Genomic DNA, 16,567 nt, shown 5'->3' with positions numbered 1-16,567 from the left:
TACGACATACATTGTTACAATGTTTAATAAGATATACTGAACGAACGACGTTTAATAGCAAGATTGATTAAACGAGAGAAGCATCAAAAGGAGGTGTTCTATGGTTTCAATCAATGCACTTTTTAGCCAGACCTACCGAGTGTTAGTAGGTAGCGGAGCGGTATTACTGCTCAGTAGTGCTATCATGACTAGCGCTAATGCTGCTGATATTGCAGCCACCTATGATAACTCATGTGCTGCCTGTCACGATAGTGGGGCGCTGAACGCCATCAAAAAAGGTGATAGTGCCAAATGGCAACAGCTTATCAAACAAAAAAGCATGCCGACACTTATCAATTCCGTCAAAAGTGGTATGACGCAGATGCCTGCTGGTGGTCTTTGTAACAGTTGTAGCGACGATGATTATCGTAAGTTGATTGAGTACATGAGTAAGTGAGATGCTGACCGATAAAGCAACACAATACGACACACTATAAAACAACTTAAAAAAGCGCTGGGTTTTTTAGCCTGTAAGCGCTTTTTGTTTTTTGTTGGCATACTTGTCTATGTGTTAGAAAAACTGATGGATGTGACGATTAAGTAGGCAAATGCTACAAAGTCTTGCTATAATAATCGAAAATAAACCCTGATGTTAGTAAGTACTTTCAGACTGCTTGTGGCCAAGACCTTAAAACATATACCTACCTAACCAATAGTAGGGTGGTTTATATGAGGTATCTTATCAGTGCAATCACTCTAAATAATGCTTACGCCGAGCTAGTAGGATTTGTATCAATGAAAAAGTTAATCGCTGCTGCCAGCTTATGCGTTGCAAGTTTCAGCGTACAAGCTGCTATTATTGTTCCTGAGTACGACGTCAATGCCGGTAAGCAAATTGCAGAAACGGTTTGTGCTGCTTGTCATGGTGTTGATGGTGTCAGTGTTGTCCCTGCGCAGCCTAACTTGGGTGGCCAAAACGTAAAATACCTTTACAAACAGTTGGTCAACTTTAAAGCAGGTTATCGCAAGAACGGTATTATGCAATCACAAATTGCAAATTTATCGCAGCAAGATTTAGCCAACGTGGCTGGTTATTATGCTAGCCAAGCGCCTTGGGGTGTTGGATTTGGTAATCCTGCGACCAACCAAGAAGCCACTAAGCTATTCTTAGGCGGTGACAAGTCACGCGGTGTCATCGGTTGTGCAGGCTGTCATGGTCCAGACGCTGCTGGTAATACTTGGGCGGCATTTCCACGCTTAGGTGGTCAGCATGCACAGTACATCTCCACTCAGCTAAAACTCTTCCGTGCGGCTGGCCGTGTTGATGATGTTGACAGTGATGAGCAAAAACGTGTCAATGATGCTGCGAAAGAAGGCGATATGGGCATGATGCAGACAGTCGCATCGAAACTATCGGATCGTGATATTCGTATCTTGTCAGATTATATCAGTGCTGTTCACTAATTGATTGGTATCAGCTACGAGTGCCTAATGCACGTTACCTCGCTGAAATTAATAAGCACTTGACCATATATCCGCCATTGTTTCATTATTAAACCCCGATTTCGGGGTTTTTTTATAACTGTTCATCCCTTATATTATAGAGACCTTATAGTTATTCCATTATAAAAGAGTCGCTGCATTAACCTCTCTTGAAGTATTGAATATATATTTGCTTCTGGTTACCTTGTGCTTCTTTTAAATGGAATCGACTATATAAAATAAAACTGCTTACAGAGGCCTATCGTTGCTCTGTATCATGATAAATTATCGTTATTCACTTTATACCAAACCCACAGAGTATGATTGGCGGTGTCAAACTTGTTTCGTCTACAATGCGTAGTACGGACACTCGTTTTCCTAGCTATTCTCATTTTTGTGAAAGGTATTAGATCGTTTGGATTTAGATTATGATGATCCGTTATGCTTCTTATTTTATCGCGGCACTGCTACCGCTACTGCTGTTTCGTTGGTTTGCACCAGCATCCATTGGTGAGATTGACTTTTGGTTACTCTGGCTATTGGCTATGGTATTGGTATCCTTGCCCGTCGTTTATGCGGAAATTGCCTTAGCCTATCGTAGTGTCGATGCGCCATTAGCAGGGATGCAAAAGCTTACTCGCGAAGCAGATGCCAGCCCAATATGGCGTAGTTTTGGTTGGCTCGCCGCGCTGGTCTCTATTCTGATTGCGGCGTTAGTGATCTCAGGCGCGAGCACAGGTATTTTGGCGGCATTGACGGAGCTTAATAGCGCTCCTGCTATACCAGATTTTGCGATCGCTGCTGGCCTGATGGTCATTGCTGTGTTACTCAGTTTATTGGGCGTTGCGCCATTACCGATTGGCCTGGGATTAATGGTGATAGGCTTGTTGCTCGGCGTGGCAAATGGCCTACCCAATATTGACTTTGCGATGACTGATATCAGCTTAAATGAATGGGCGCGTGCAGTCGCGTTAGCGTTGGTTAGTGTGGGTGCAGGCACAGGTTTATACTGGTTTGGTCAAAACTTGGTAACGAACCAAGTGGCAACAGCAGTAGACACGGATAATATCAATGCGCAAAAACCTGCTCGCAGCCGTGCGACGAGTGAGTATCGGGCAACCAAGTTGGTACTCCCGATTTGGATATTGCAATTGATCGTTGGGGTTGTGGCGTTATCTATTAGTGGCATGGCATTGCCACCGATTGGACAGCTATCGTATTGGATAGGGGTGTTATTTGTCGCCAGCTATTTGCTGCATTATAGTACCCAGCAATTAGCGCACAAGTTTGGATTGCTGGTCAGTTTGGTATTAACCTTTGTCTTGGCGCTTTTGTTAGTCGTTATCATACCAACTGTTTGGCTGGTCGGACTTTTAGTGATTATTAGCAGCATAGCGGTATTGTTGCTGTCTATCTTTGCGGGTTGGCAGATGAAAATTAGTCATCTGCGTAAGTCATTAAATTTTGGCAATGAAGCGTTTTATAACTTATGGCGAATAGCGATTCGTTTGATTGTGCCACTAGCACTGTTATTGGCATTGATAGGTTGGGTGATGCAGTGGTTGAGTTAACTGCTAATGGCGTTCAATCTGATAATAATTGTGCGCCGTCATCTGAGCAGACCATGCTAATGACTGTTTATTTGGCATACGCTGAAGATGCAAAATGTCAGCATTATTTAACCCTACAAGTTAATGATGAAACAAGTTTGTATGAGGCATTGAGGCAGGCAGGGTGGTTGGTGAAATTTCCAGCGTTAGCACGTTGGTGTGAGCAAGTGGCAGATATTACCACGCCAACGGCGAAGCGTTGGCATGTGGGTATCTATGCACAAAAACAGCCGCTCAGCTATCGCTTGCAGCCTTTTGATCGTATCGAAGTATATCGCAGCTTAAGCGCTGATCCCATGTCTCAGCGCAAAAATAAATCTCGAGTTTAAGCGATGTTGCGCCATCTATCATCAAAGCCAGTTGCCGTTCTTGATTATGAGGCAGGCAGGCTTTCGATACCTTCAATACGATTGACCAAACCATTATTATCAAAGTAGATAATTAAGTGCTGACTGGCATTTTTGACATCAGCAATACCCTTGCGGCTACCTTCTGTCCCTGCTTTGTAATCGTAAATATAATCCCAACGCTTAGGTTCTAAGGTGTCTCTAATAGCTGGGCTACCAAGGATATAAAGGACTTGGTTTTGATTCATACCCACTTGCAGTTTTTGCGCTTGTGCTTGAGTGATGGCAGTGCCTTGTGGCAAATCAATCTTATAAACACTCAATAATGAGCAGCCAGACACAGCGACAGTAGCGCTAAGCATACTGGTTATGACAATCTTGCGTAATACGCTTGTAGGGCTTAACGGACGAAAAGTTAATGTCTTTATCATGGTAAGATGACTCATAAGAAATGAATTAGGCGCAGCCAGAGGTTGTTAATGCGAGTCTGGCTGACAATCTTGGACAAATGATACGTCATTTACTTGCAATTTCCTACCACTTACGACATTATTTACCAAATGCTACCTGAGTCATTTTATTATTTATATTTTAAATTCATAGACTTGCGTTAGGATTATTATAGAGAATAACAGGCTTGGACATGAGGTCAAATCAGCCAGTCTGCTGTTATTAAAATGTTTCATATACTATAAAAAATAATCGTTAACGATTATTTATCTCATATTTTTGGTTCTTTATTTGCTAAGACTGTCACAGTCAGAAGGGATATTATGGCTTCTTTTACCAATCAAGATTTACGTAAAGCGGGATTAAAAGTCACGTTACCTCGCATCAAGATTTTAGAGCTACTAGAGAGTGCAGAGTTGCATCATATGAGTGCTGAGGAGGTTTATAAGGCACTGATAGAGCAAGGTGAGGATGTGGGTTTAGCGACTGTCTACCGAGTACTGACGCAATTTGAGCAAGCTGGTATCGTCGAGCGTCATAACTTCGAAAATAATTTATCGGTGTTTGAGATTACCCAAGAAGGGCATCATGACCATCTGGTTTGTGATGTTTGTGGCAAGATTATAGAGTTTCATAACGAAGTCATCGAAGAAGAGCAACTTAAAGTCGCAGAAAAGCACGGATTTAAGTTATCAGGTCATTCATTGGTGCTATACGGTATTTGTAATGACCAAGAGTGTCGGGATAGCATCAAGTAATTTTTTAATTGGTGAGCATGCTCTATATTTGATATCGTTTTTAGTACATTATCGCCATATATAAAATAAGAAAGCCCTCATAATAATATGAGGGCTTTCTTATAAGTTTTTATGGCAAAAACGAATAACAACGCTCAAAAGCCATGCTTAACTGATATCTAATGATAAGTTATCCGCACCTTCATCCAGATTGGCGGTGCCATTCTTACTGCTGAGTTTGATTTTTAGGCGCAAATCATTAGGAGAGTCAGCATGAAGAATCGCTTCTTTATAGGTGATTTCTCCTTGCTCATATAAGTCAAAAAGAGCCTGATCAAAGGTTTGCATACCGCTATCCCGCGATCGTGTCATGACATCTTTGATTTCATGAACCTCGCCTTTACGGATATAATCACTAATCAGCTGTGAGTTCAATAGAATTTCGATAGCCGCACGGCGTCCTTTACCATCAGGAGTGGGAATGAGCTGCTGCGCAATAATGGCTTGCAAGTTGAGCGACAAATCCATAAATAACTGATTGTGGCGACTGGTTTCAAAAAAGTGAATGATACGGTCAATCGCTTGGTTGGCGTTGTTGGCGTGCAACGTTGCAAACACTAGATGGCCTGTTTCTGCGTACTGAATAGCATAACTCATGACTTCACGGTTACGAATCTCACCGATTAAGATGACATCGGGTGCTTGGCGTAACGTGTTTTTTAGCCCTGCCTCAAATGAATGGGTATCGATACCAACTTCACGCTGGGTAATAATACAACCACGATGTTTGTGGACAAACTCGATAGGATCTTCGATGGTAATGATGTGACCATGCGAGTTTTGATTACGGTGTCCGATCATAGAAGCAAGAGTCGTTGATTTACCTGTACCTGTTGCACCCACTAGCAGAATGATACCGCGTTTTTTCATTGCCAGCTCTTTTAACGCGGGCGGCAAACGCAACTCTTCGACAGTCGGAATTTTATTCTCAATTTTCCGTAAAATCATCCCTGCCATATCACGCTGTATAAAGGCACTGACCCGAAAACGTGCTTGCTGTGCTTCATCAGCAATGGCAAATTGGCACTCGTTGGTCTCTTCAAACTCTTTTTGCTGGTTTGGTGTCATGACACCTTTGACCAATCGCATGGTTTGCTCAGCAGTTAAAGGCGTTTTACCGACAGGCAAAATTTTGCCATTCACTTTCATGGAAGGCGCTACATCAGCGGTAATAAAAAGGTCCGAGCCATTTTTATTGATCATTAACTGCAATAGTTTATCAATGTCCATATCGTACCTGCATTCGATGTAAATCGACTAAAAAAGTATTTGAAATCATGTTTTAAAAATCGCCAGTAGCAATAGAATTAAGGCATATCATGGCTTATGAATGCTTGTATTATTGACTCACACATCAATCAAGATAAGCCGGTGACGCACGATGAATAATATTACAAGAATGCCTCAGGCTGTTTGGCATAAGGACGGGCTACGTCTTTACTAATGGTGCCTTTTGCTACTAGGTTTTTGAGCGTTTGATCCAGCGTAATCATACCTTCACCTGCACCTGTTTGGATAGCAGAGTACATTTGAGCGATTTTATTCTCACGTATCAAGTTACGGATAGCAGGTGTGCCGAGCATGATTTCATGTGCTGCTACACGTCCGCCTGCTTGACGACGCAAAAGCGTTTGTGAAATAACGGCTTGTAGTGACTCTGATAGCATCGCCCGAATCATGTCTTTTTCTGCGGCGGGGAATACATCAATGACACGGTCAATGGTTTTAGCGGCAGAGCTGGTATGCAAAGTGCCGAATACCAAGTGACCAGTCTCTGCTGCTGTCAATGCCAAGCGAATGGTCTCAAGGTCACGTAGCTCACCGACCAAAATCACATCGGGATCCTCACGTAGCGCAGAGCGCAATGCAGGCTCGAAACCTAAGGTATCGCGGTGCACCTCACGTTGGTTAATCAGGCTTTTCTTGGAGTCGTGGACAAATTCGATCGGATCTTCAATGGTTAAAATATGCTCTTTACGGCTCTCATTAATATAGTCAATCATGGCAGCCAGCGTTGTGGACTTACCAGAACCTGTCGGACCCGTGACCAATACCACGCCACGTTTAAAGTCTGACACGCGCTTGAATACATCACCCATACCGAGGTCTTCCATTGTCAAAACTTTGGACGGAATGGTACGAAAGACAGCGCCTGCCCCACGGTTTTGATTGAATGCGTTTACCCGAAAACGTGCTAGATTGGGAATCTCAAAAGAGAAATCCGTCTCATAAAATTCTTCAAAGTCAGCGCGCTGCTTATCATTCATGATGTCATAAATAAGCTGATGCACAACCTGATGAGTCATCTCTGGCATATTAATACGGGTCATTTCACCATCAACACGTATCATTGCTGGCATACCGGCTGAAATATGTAAATCTGATGCTTTATGCTTAACCGTAAAGCGCAGCAAGTCTTCGATGCTTAAATTGTTTTTTTCAGCCATAATCGGATATTCCTATCAATCAATAAGGGTAGGACAAAAGAGCAAAAAAGGGGAGTGATTATCAATCGATCAACGATCTGATTAAAGTCGGTCACGTTAATAAAGGAGTAGCGATGGTCTTTACCATTACTATTATATTCAGTAGCATATGTTAAACCATGTAACAATATAATAACAAGACTACCGACAATTAACCATCTACTACACCAATAAAATGTAAAATTAGTCATTATGAGTATCGATTTATAGATCGATCCTTGTTGAGTTTATCTAGATTAGAAGACATTTATATAAAGTTTAACCCTAATTAATAAAAGTTCATTATAGAAGTGAGTAAAAATAGAAGTCATTAAAAGTGACTGATTAAAAAATGGATTAAATTATTCTCGTGAGTAATATATGAAAGAAATAGAAAATAACATTGATAGCCAAAATCTGATTGCGAGCTGGCAGCAAGTGAGTAAGCAAATGACTCAAGCGTGTGAGCATGCGGCACGACAAGCAGATAGTGTGACGTTGCTGGCAGTTTCCAAGACCAAACCAGCTGATATGATTGCTACTTTGGCTCAGCAAGGACAGCAGCACTTTGGTGAAAATTATTTGCAAGAAGCCATCGAAAAAATCGATATGCTAAAACGACAGCCAGAAACTAAAGGCATTATTTGGCATTATATTGGTAGTATCCAACGCAATAAGACCCGCGATATTGCTGAGCATTTCGATTGGGTACAAACGGTTGAGCGTGCCATTATTGCTCAGCGTTTAAACGACCAGCGCCCAGCTGAGCTGCCACCACTGAATGTATTGATTCAGTTGAATATCGATAACGAAGAAAGCAAATCAGGCTGCCTGCCAGCACAGCTACCTGATTTGATAACTGCTATCAAGGGGTATGACAGGTTACAGCTGCGTGGTTTGATGATTATTCCTGCTAAGGGAGGTACGGACGCTTTTACCCGTACCAAGCAGTTATTTGATGAGATTAAAGAGGCTCATGCAGAGCTAGATACTTGGGATACACTGAGCATGGGCATGAGCGGTGATATGACAGAGGCGATAGCCAGTGGTTCGACAATGGTGCGGGTTGGTAGCGCCATATTTGGCGCACGAGCTTAAATTTTTATTTATCAGGCAGTCTCATCCATTCTAGTCACCAGCATCTGAGTGATTTTGAGATTGTCCGTTGCGATAATCTCAAATCGATAATTGGCATACTCGATAGTATCGGTTTTCTTTGGAATCTTGCGTAGCATGTACATCATAAAGCCACTAATGGTTTCATAGTTCTGACTGCGTGGCAGATCAACGATATCTAAAGCGCGTACGACGTCTTCGATAGGAGTCATACCATCAATCAACCATGAGTTATCCGTACGCTGAACGATAGGCTGCTCCTCCAAGGTGACAAGCTCCCCCATGACGATACTCATCACATCTTTAAGAGTAATGACACCCACTACCAATCCATACTCATTCACGATGACGGCAAAGTCAGCGCCTGTCGATTTAAACATCTCTAATACTTCAAACAAGGACAAGGTATCAGGAACGAAGAGTGCAGGTTTTAGTAGGGCTTTGTCAGTTAAGCTGACCTCTTGCTGGTTAAGAACCAATGCCAAAAAGCTGCGCGACTCTACATAACCAATAATGTGCTCTAGATCGTCTTCCTGACAGACCAAAAACTTGTTATGTGGTTGTTCAATCATCACTTCAACGACTTTTTCAGTGCTGGTTTTGGTATCAAAATAAACAATATTCTCACGTGGATTCATCACCGACGTTACGGTGCGCTCTTGCATATCAAAGATATTTTCTATCAGATGATGTTCTTGTTTTTTGAGCACACCAGCTTCAGCACCAGCATCCATGACAGCATAAATATCTTCTGGCGTCATATCGTCTTGTCGTATGGTTGAAATACCCAGTAATTCAAAAATGACATTTGCTGCACCATCAAATATCCAAATCACGGGTTTGAATATAAAAATCAATAGCATCATTGGTCGTACGAGACGTACAGCGATAGCTTCAGTGTTCGACATCGCCAATCGTCTGGGCATTAAATCAGCGAGCAGAGAAAACAAGCTGGTGATCAGCACAAATGATATGACGGATGACACTGCTTCATTCTTCACCAAAAGCTCTAGATAAGGGCTAATAGCTGACTCACCTACCGCACCAGCCGAGATAGCGACGGCATTCAAAACCACTTGTACGACAGTAATAAAACTGCCAGGGTGCTCTTGCATTTTAAGGACGTCAAATGCGCGGACATCCCCTTCTTTTGCCATGATTTGCAGCTTAATTTTGCGACCAGCAGCGATGGCAATTTCGGCAGCGGATACAAAGGCACTGAGGGCAAGCAATAAAAGAAGAAAGATACTAGCGGTTAGCAAACTCATGACATACTCGGTAAAAAAATATAGGGATTAAAATAATTGAAGTTAAAGAAGAGGTTAGAAGTACAAAAAGAAAGTGTTGTTTATAACAGCTTGGCATTAAAAATCGGTTTATAGAAACTAAAAAAGCTGGGTAAGCACCCAGCTAATCATAAGAAACTTGATTTTTTATAAAAGTATTAAGTTAGCCATGTTGCTCGCGTTCTATATAATAAAAGTAGGGCAAGCAACAATGGTTAATTTAATTTAGCCTTTTACTGACCATTTATTCACTAATGGATAACGACGTTCACGTCCAAAGGCTTTATGGCTAATTTTGGTACCGATTGGCGCTTGTAAACGCTTATATTCGCTATTGTCTACCATCTGGATGACTTTTGCGACCAGTTCAGCGTCAAATCCTTTATTAATAATGTCTTGATAGCCCATGTCTTCATCGATGTATGACATTAAGATGCCATCTAATACATCATAGTCAGGCAAGCTGTCTTGGTCTTTTTGGTCTGGGCGTAACTCAGCAGATGGCGGGCGAGTGATTACGCGCTCAGGGATGACAGGAGTGTCTTCCAAACGGTTGCGATAACTGGCCAATTTATAAACCTGCGACTTATAAACATCTTTTAACACATCAAAGCCGCCTGCCATATCACCATATAATGTCGAATAGCCGACTGCTAACTCAGACTTATTACCAGTGGTGATGACCAAGTGCCCAAACTTATTGGACAGCGCCATCAGTACCACACCGCGCGCACGCGCTTGGATATTTTCTTCAGTGGTGTCTGCTGGCGATTTGTTAAATAGTGGGGCTAAGGTATGACGGATACCTTCAACTGCATCGAAAATAGGACAAACCGTATAAGAAACATTTAAGCGGCGAGCCTGTGCTTGAGCATCTTCTAGACTAATCTGAGAAGTATATTCATAAGGCATCATCACTGCATATACCTTGTCAGCACCCAAAGCATCAACAGCGATACATAGCGTTAAGGCAGAATCAATACCACCTGATAGCCCAAGGATAATACCAGTGAATCCTGAATGGTTGACATAATCACGCAGGCCAACGACCAGTGCTTGATACATCTCTGACTCACGGCTCAGTGTTAATGGCGCTTTAGTTTGACTATTAAACTTGGCAGTTTTGACGTCTAAAGTGGCAAGAAGTAACTGATTCATAAAACGTGGTGCTTCGTGGGCAACGCTACCATCAGCTTGCACCGCCATAGAACCACCGTCAAATACCAAGTCGTCTTGACCGCCAACGGCGTTGACATAGACGATAGGCAAATTATTCTCACGGCTACGCTTGGCCAGCATCGTTTTACGATTGTCTTGTTTTTCGATCTCAAAAGGTGAGGCGTTCAAGCTAATAATCAGATCAGCACCTTGCTTTTTGAGCTCGGCAATAGGGCCTTTTTCCCACAAGTCTTCACAGATGAGCAGACCGATTGTGATGCCTTTATAGTCAAATAAAACTTGGTTGCGACCTTTATCAAAATAACGACGCTCATCAAATACGCCATAATTTGGCAAGATTTGCTTATGATAAAAGCCTTTTTGATGACCATTATGCAAGATAGCAGCAGAGTTGAAAGTACCATGATGGTCGACATGTGGATAACCGACAATCATCACGATGTCATCGATATCACTTAAAGTAGACAAGGCGCTTTTGATGCGACCAGATAAACTTGGGCGTAGTAATAAATCTTGCGGTGGGTAACCTAATAAAGCAAGTTCTGGGAAAATAATGACATCCGCACCTTGCTCGCGAGCTTGCAATGCGAGTGCACGCATTTTTTCAGCATTGGCAGTGATATCACCAACCAAAAAATGCGACTGAGCCAATGCAAAAGTAACAGTTTCTTGGGTTTTATTGGTCTTACTGGCCTCAGTTGAGGGAGTTATATTGGGATTATCATTGTCTTTTGACATTGTTATTGTTCCTATCGATATATGGTTTAAAATTTGTTGGGTCATTGTTGATTTAAAATAAAATCAAAGTAAATCCGAAATTCACTCAAAATAGCACTCTGTCATATCGAATTCTAATAGTGAACCGAGATGATGAGCTTGCTTACGCACAGTGTCCAACGTTGTAACACCCCTCTACAGGTTTGATCTTATGATAGTCTATAGAAGGACGATAAAAGAGGGCTGTAGCGCATCGTCTGAAAAATGTTATATATGTAGAATGATCCAAATAAATAAGAACAAACGAATTTAATGCTATTAAAAAGCTTAAAATAATTGCTTTAGTATAGCATCAATTATCGTTGCAAATAGAACGCGCCAGTGAATTACCTTTCAATAGGTCAGTTTACAGTATGAATGTAAAATATCCTTTTAGTGCCTTGTTTTTACATGTTAAATCTATGTGTCAATTTCTATCTATTAATGTCATCATCTAGTAAGCTTACACAGAGAAAGTTGTAAGTAAAGATTACAACATATCGTTATATCATTGTCGTGTTTTGCGGCATAATAAGCCGTGATAATCGTTTGATATTTATCTTGCGTTAGTCAAAACTATCGTCCGTAAGTATGCTACGATTTGATGCTCTCAAAGCAGATTTACTGGCACTGATTGTTTACACCCCTCGCTAATGAATACCGCTAATGGACAGGGTCTTTTTATGGGCACCGTCTGTGAGTTGATATTCATCACACATTTATAAACTTGCCAGCAAGGTCGCGATAGATCTTCGCTGTCTGCTCTTGGTTTATACGCTATGATTGAAAATTGGACAAAAGAATTTATTATTCAGCGCTTATTGGCTATTACTCTGTTGGTGGTGCTGTTCGTACTGTGTTTTCAAGTGGTACAGTTTTTTATTGTACCCGCACTATGGGCGGCGATTTTAGCGTATGTGACCTTTCCTATTTATAACTTTTTTTATGAAAAAGTAAAGCTGAGTCCTAATTTTAGCGCTGCTATTATGACGGTGAGTATCTCCTTAATGATAGGTGTGCCACTGGTTATAGGTGTTTTTATTCTACAGCAAGAAGCCTTAAGCCTAATCAGTAACTTGATTTATCGTATAAAAGTGGGCTATTTAGATGTGCCTGATTCTATTAAAGATATGCCTATCATCGGTCAGCAAGTGAAAGATGTGCTGTGGAGAATCAATAAAAACCCAGAAGGGACGTTAGAGGCGTTTCGTATCTGGGTACAGTCACATTTATATTATGGCAAAGTAGCATTTGATGTGGTGTTTAGCGGTCTTGCCAAGTTAGGTATGGCGCTGATGACGTTGTTTTTCTTTTATCGTGATGGTACCAGTTTGGTGCGTCAAATTCGCCAAGCACTGCGTAATATCATTGGCAATCGCATTGATGGTTATATTGATTCTGTGGGTACGACCACGCGTGCGGTGGTTTATGGCATTGGTTTGACGGCATTGGCACAAGCACTGCTTGCAGGTGTGGGTTACTACTTCGCTGGTGCACCAAGTCCTATCTTACTCACTATCGTAACCTTTATTATCGCCCTGATTCCGTTTGGCACGCCATTTGTCTGGGGCAGTGTATCCATTTGGTTGTTAAGCCAAGGTCATACTGTAGAAGGGATTGGCTTGGCACTATGGGGCACTTTGGTTATCAGCTGGGTTGACAATCTCATCCGTCCTATTGTGATTAGTGGCGCGACCAAAATCCCTTTTATTATTATTTTTATTGGTGTATTAGGTGGTCTAACGGCTTTTGGCTTTGTTGGTTTGTTTATCGGTCCTGTGGTGCTAGCCATCGGATTGGCGGTATGGCGAGAATGGATATCGCAGCATAAAAATGAGATATTTGCTCCGCAGGATTTGGTGTTGTCTGACAACCAAACGTTGCCACCAGTCAATGAATCAGAGTAGAGGCACGTAGAGGCACATAGTCATGTTAAATAAGAATACTGCAAACGCTATGCAAAATAGAGCGAACTCTATTGACAGCATTACTATCGTGGCCGATAGCAATATCGCAAGCTTGGATGCGTTTTTTAATGCTTCGATGCTTGGGCAGGCGTCTGAGCAGACGGTCAATATAATCACCGTCGCCGGACGCGATATCAATGCGCAATTACTGGCAGACGTTGAGCCTGATGTGCTGTTGATACGCTCGGTGACGCCAGTAGGCGAGGCACTGCTAGCCAATAATAACAGCGTAAAATTTGTCGGTTCGGCGACTATCGGTACCGATCATGTCGATCAAGACTATTTAGCGGCGCGAAATATCACTTTCGCCAATGCGGCTGGATGTAGTAAACATTCTGTTGCGCAGTATGTCTTGACGGCGATTTTGACGTTGCGTCCGCACTATTGGCAGCAATCCACGAAGCCATTAATATTGGGCATCATCGGACTTGGTAATATTGGTAGTACGCTAGCTCAGTATGCCATTGATTTAGGCTGGCAAGTACTAGGCTATGATCCATTACTGCCTACATCGAATACGAATAATGCCAGCCTGGAGCAAGTGCTTAGCCAAAGCGATGTAGTGAGCTTACATGTGCCTTTAACCGATAAAAAAGATAGTAAAAACCCTAGTGGCAGTGATTATCCAACAAAGCATCTGATTGACGCAACTACGCTGGCAGTGATGCCTGCGCATACCTTGTTGATTAATAGTGCGCGCGGACCAGTCATTAATGCGCGTGATTTAGAAGCAGATATTGAGCGCACAGATCGCCAAGTAGTGCTTGATGTGTTTGAATTTGAACCAGAGATTTCTGAGAGTTTATTGTCCAAACTGGCTATCGCCACTCCTCATATCGCAGGTTATACGGTCGAAGGTAAGTTGCGTGGTACGCAAATCATCTATGATGCGCTCTGTGAAAAGTTAGCAGTCTTGCCTGTATTGTCGATGCATAGTTTGCTATCGCTCAATACTTATCTCTGGTCTGAGCTAAAAGCACATCCAGACAGATTACAGAAGTTTTACGATATCATGCACGATGATGCTGCACTAAGAAGCAAGCTGGCTGACGGTCAAGTAAAGGGTGCTGACTTTGATCAGTTGCGCCGAGATTATCACTTACGCCGCGAATGGCAGTGGTAAAAGTTAGGCAGCCTTCAACCCTAAAGTAGCATCTGAGAACTTATTCTTATCCTTTAATTGCAGTAAATAATAATGACCCAAGCAAGTAACTCTTCTTCAAAACCCAGCTATGCGCCGACCATGACATTGGCAATGGCTCAGCAGCGTGCGCAATTGATGATCACCGTTCGTCAGTTTTTCGCCACGCATCAAGTGCTTGAAGTGCAAACACCGCTCCTATCGCAGGCTGGTAATACCGATACTTTCTTACAATCAGTCGCCGCACAAGTGACTTACCAAGATAAACCTTGTACTTATTATCTGCATACTTCACCTGAGTTTGCTATGAAGCGTTTACTTGCCAGCTGGCAAGTGCCTATATATCAAATTTGCTCCGTATTTCGAGATAACGAAATAGGCGTACGCCATAATATCGAATTTACCATGCTTGAGTGGTATCAGCCGAATTATAGTCTGGATGATATGGCGGCTGAATTAGGTGAATTATTAGCGGCGCTTTATGGACATTCAGTGGTAATGAGTCATTACCGCTATGTTGATGCGTTTATGGATTTTGTCGGCATACATCCGCTAACAGCTAGCCTTGATGCCCTGCAAGCAGTAGCAGAAGATAAGAGTTTGACAGGTTTTGATTTTAATAGCGACTTGGCTAACACAGAAGATGGCGAAGCAGATATTCGTCAAAGCTGGCTGGATTTGCTGTTTAGTCATGCGGTCGAGCCAAACTTGGGTCACGACTTACCGACCTTGATTATAGAATATCCACCTGCCACGGCTGCACTGGCAAAAACAGCAGTTGATAAAGAGGGCAATACAGTCGCTAAACGTTTCGAGCTGTATATCAATGGCATTGAGATTGCTAATGCTTATGATGAGCTAGCAGATGGACAAGGGTTAAGAGAACGGTTTGAGCGAGACAATCAACTGCGTAAGCGTCATAACCTGCCACAAATGCCAATCGATGAGCATTTATTAGCAGCATCTGATGCTTTAATACCCTGTAGCGGTATCGCCGTTGGTATCGATAGATTACTCATGGTGATTACAGGTGCGAATAGCTTAGAAGATGTGATTTCTTTTCCAAGCGGTTTGGCCTAGTCGATCATTGGTAGACTTAATATAGTTGCCACTTATTTGACAAGCCTATTAGAAAAAAGCGAGTAACCCATCAGGCTTACTCGCTTTTTTCGTTTTAATCGCTGTAAAGTTGCTTCTTATAATTTTGCAATCGCTTCATCAATCGCAGTCTCACCGTTATGCATACTAAAGACTTTCTTGATGGTATTATTGGCATTTAAGACGGCTGCCAGAGTAGTCGCCACATCGGCAATTGAATTTTCACCAGCATTATTATCGTTGATAGTGATTGTACCAGTCGCTTCGCGCTCTTTTAGTGCCCCTGCTTGAACGATGGTGTAGTCAAGGCTACTGTTATTAATCAACCACTGATCCGCATAGTGTTTGCAGATATAGTATTCTTTTAGGTCAGCAATACCAGCATTGTCCCATTTGCTGGTGTCTAACGAAAAGACGGTACTGAGCATGATATAGCGTTTAATACCTTTATCTTCTACAGCTTGCATGGTCTTGACCGCCCCATGCAAATCTACTTCTAAGACGTCTTTGCCGCCAGACCCTGCAACGAAATAAACAGCGTCAATGTCTTGATCAATTTGCTTTTGTATAGCCTCTTTTTCGGCAGTGATATCTAAATCGAGTTGGCTATAATTGTCATCGGTAAACAGTTTTTCTTCTTGGCGTGTCGTGCCAACAACTTGATGGTTATCCGCTAATAGATTCTTGACCAAATCCGTTCCCACTCGACCACTTGCCCCAATTACTAAAATTTTCATTGTCATTCCTATTCTTATATACGTTATCGTTGTTGTAAAAACTGACTATAGCGTATCAAGAAAAAAAGGCACACTTCGTTATGAAGCGTGCCGATTGCATAGTGTTTGGTTATGGCGTGTATACGGTTTGCAAAGTGGATAAGATCAAAAAATCAAA

The 16,567-nt window shown here is 42.2% G+C and carries 15 protein-coding genes; 9 read left to right on the top strand and 6 right to left on the bottom strand.

Features of this window, described 5'->3' with window-relative positions; all coding sequences use genetic code 11:
* Nucleotides 1–100 precede the first annotated feature (100 nt).
* The 4 genes from JMX95_RS03455 (at nucleotide 101) to JMX95_RS03440 (ending at nucleotide 3,400) form a co-directional block, all read left to right on the top strand.
* Nucleotides 101–436: a c-type cytochrome gene (locus tag JMX95_RS03455; protein ID WP_109592356.1), complete on the top strand. Its 336-nt coding sequence runs from the start codon at nucleotides 101–103 to the stop codon at nucleotides 434–436.
* Between the two features lie 338 nt (nucleotides 437–774).
* Nucleotides 775–1,443 (top strand): c-type cytochrome, encoded by a 669-nt coding sequence (locus JMX95_RS03450; RefSeq protein WP_201560007.1) that lies wholly within the window; start codon nucleotides 775–777, stop codon nucleotides 1,441–1,443.
* A gap of 446 nt (nucleotides 1,444–1,889) precedes the next feature.
* Nucleotides 1,890–3,032 (top strand): hypothetical protein, encoded by a 1,143-nt coding sequence (locus tag JMX95_RS03445; protein WP_201552680.1) that lies wholly within the window; start codon nucleotides 1,890–1,892, stop codon nucleotides 3,030–3,032.
* Complete coding sequence (locus tag JMX95_RS03440; RefSeq protein ID WP_227675949.1) at nucleotides 3,020–3,400, top strand: RnfH family protein; 381 nt, start codon at nucleotides 3,020–3,022, stop codon at nucleotides 3,398–3,400. Before JMX95_RS03445 ends, JMX95_RS03440 begins: the two co-directional genes overlap by 13 nt.
* 44 nt (nucleotides 3,401–3,444) lie before the next feature.
* Here the strand turns inward: JMX95_RS03440 and JMX95_RS03435 are convergent, their stop codons facing one another.
* A complete protein-coding gene (locus tag JMX95_RS03435) occupies nucleotides 3,445–3,864 on the bottom strand; it encodes an outer membrane protein assembly factor BamE (RefSeq protein ID WP_201552682.1) in 420 nt (139 codons plus the stop codon).
* Nucleotides 3,865–4,191: 327 nt separating this feature from the next.
* Here JMX95_RS03435 and fur point away from each other — a divergent pair, with 327 nt between their 5' ends.
* A complete protein-coding gene (gene fur, locus JMX95_RS03430; RefSeq protein ID WP_045443492.1) occupies nucleotides 4,192–4,626 on the top strand; it encodes a ferric iron uptake transcriptional regulator in 435 nt (144 codons plus the stop codon).
* Between the two features lie 147 nt (nucleotides 4,627–4,773).
* Here fur and JMX95_RS03425 read toward each other — a convergent pair whose 3' ends face one another.
* On the bottom strand, nucleotides 4,774–5,895 hold the full coding sequence (locus tag JMX95_RS03425) for a PilT/PilU family type 4a pilus ATPase (protein ID WP_055123483.1): 1,122 nt from the start codon (nucleotides 5,893–5,895) through the stop codon (nucleotides 4,774–4,776).
* A gap of 161 nt (nucleotides 5,896–6,056) precedes the next feature.
* Nucleotides 6,057–7,112, bottom strand: coding sequence for a type IV pilus twitching motility protein PilT (locus JMX95_RS03420; RefSeq protein ID WP_045443495.1), 1,056 nt, complete (start codon nucleotides 7,110–7,112; stop codon nucleotides 6,057–6,059).
* 399 nt (nucleotides 7,113–7,511) lie between these two features.
* Between JMX95_RS03420 and JMX95_RS03415 the strand changes: the two genes are divergently transcribed.
* Nucleotides 7,512–8,228 carry a YggS family pyridoxal phosphate-dependent enzyme gene (locus JMX95_RS03415; RefSeq protein ID WP_201552684.1) on the top strand — a complete coding sequence of 239 codons (717 nt, stop codon included), beginning with the start codon at nucleotides 7,512–7,514 and terminating at the stop codon, nucleotides 8,226–8,228.
* Between the two features lie 11 nt (nucleotides 8,229–8,239).
* On the opposite strand, the gene JMX95_RS03410 is transcribed toward JMX95_RS03415, so the two are convergent.
* Complete coding sequence (locus JMX95_RS03410; RefSeq protein ID WP_060490365.1) at nucleotides 8,240–9,514, bottom strand: hemolysin family protein; 1,275 nt, start codon at nucleotides 9,512–9,514, stop codon at nucleotides 8,240–8,242.
* Nucleotides 9,515–9,757: 243 nt separating this feature from the next.
* Nucleotides 9,758–11,449 carry an NAD+ synthase gene (locus JMX95_RS03405; RefSeq protein WP_045455343.1) on the bottom strand — a complete coding sequence of 564 codons (1,692 nt, stop codon included), beginning with the start codon at nucleotides 11,447–11,449 and terminating at the stop codon, nucleotides 9,758–9,760.
* A gap of 797 nt (nucleotides 11,450–12,246) precedes the next feature.
* Here JMX95_RS03405 and JMX95_RS03400 point away from each other — a divergent pair.
* The 3 genes from JMX95_RS03400 (at nucleotide 12,247) to epmA (ending at nucleotide 15,655) form a co-directional block, all read left to right on the top strand.
* Complete coding sequence (locus tag JMX95_RS03400; protein ID WP_201552686.1) at nucleotides 12,247–13,374, top strand: AI-2E family transporter; 1,128 nt, start codon at nucleotides 12,247–12,249, stop codon at nucleotides 13,372–13,374.
* Nucleotides 13,375–13,444: 70 nt separating this feature from the next.
* Entirely contained in the window at nucleotides 13,445–14,557 is a 1,113-nt protein-coding gene (locus JMX95_RS03395) for a 4-phosphoerythronate dehydrogenase (protein WP_201554998.1), read from the top strand.
* A gap of 72 nt (nucleotides 14,558–14,629) precedes the next feature.
* Complete coding sequence (gene epmA, locus JMX95_RS03390) at nucleotides 14,630–15,655, top strand: EF-P lysine aminoacylase EpmA (RefSeq protein ID WP_201552688.1); 1,026 nt, start codon at nucleotides 14,630–14,632, stop codon at nucleotides 15,653–15,655.
* 116 nt (nucleotides 15,656–15,771) lie between these two features.
* Here epmA and JMX95_RS03385 read toward each other — a convergent pair whose 3' ends face one another.
* On the bottom strand, nucleotides 15,772–16,410 hold the full coding sequence (locus tag JMX95_RS03385; RefSeq protein ID WP_201552690.1) for an NAD(P)H-binding protein: 639 nt from the start codon (nucleotides 16,408–16,410) through the stop codon (nucleotides 15,772–15,774).
* Nucleotides 16,411–16,567 lie beyond the last annotated feature (157 nt).

This window comes from Psychrobacter sp. NC44, from assembly GCF_904846655.1.
GTDB lineage: Bacteria > Pseudomonadota > Gammaproteobacteria > Pseudomonadales > Moraxellaceae > Psychrobacter.
This window is presented reverse-complemented; position numbering and strand designations above follow the sequence as displayed.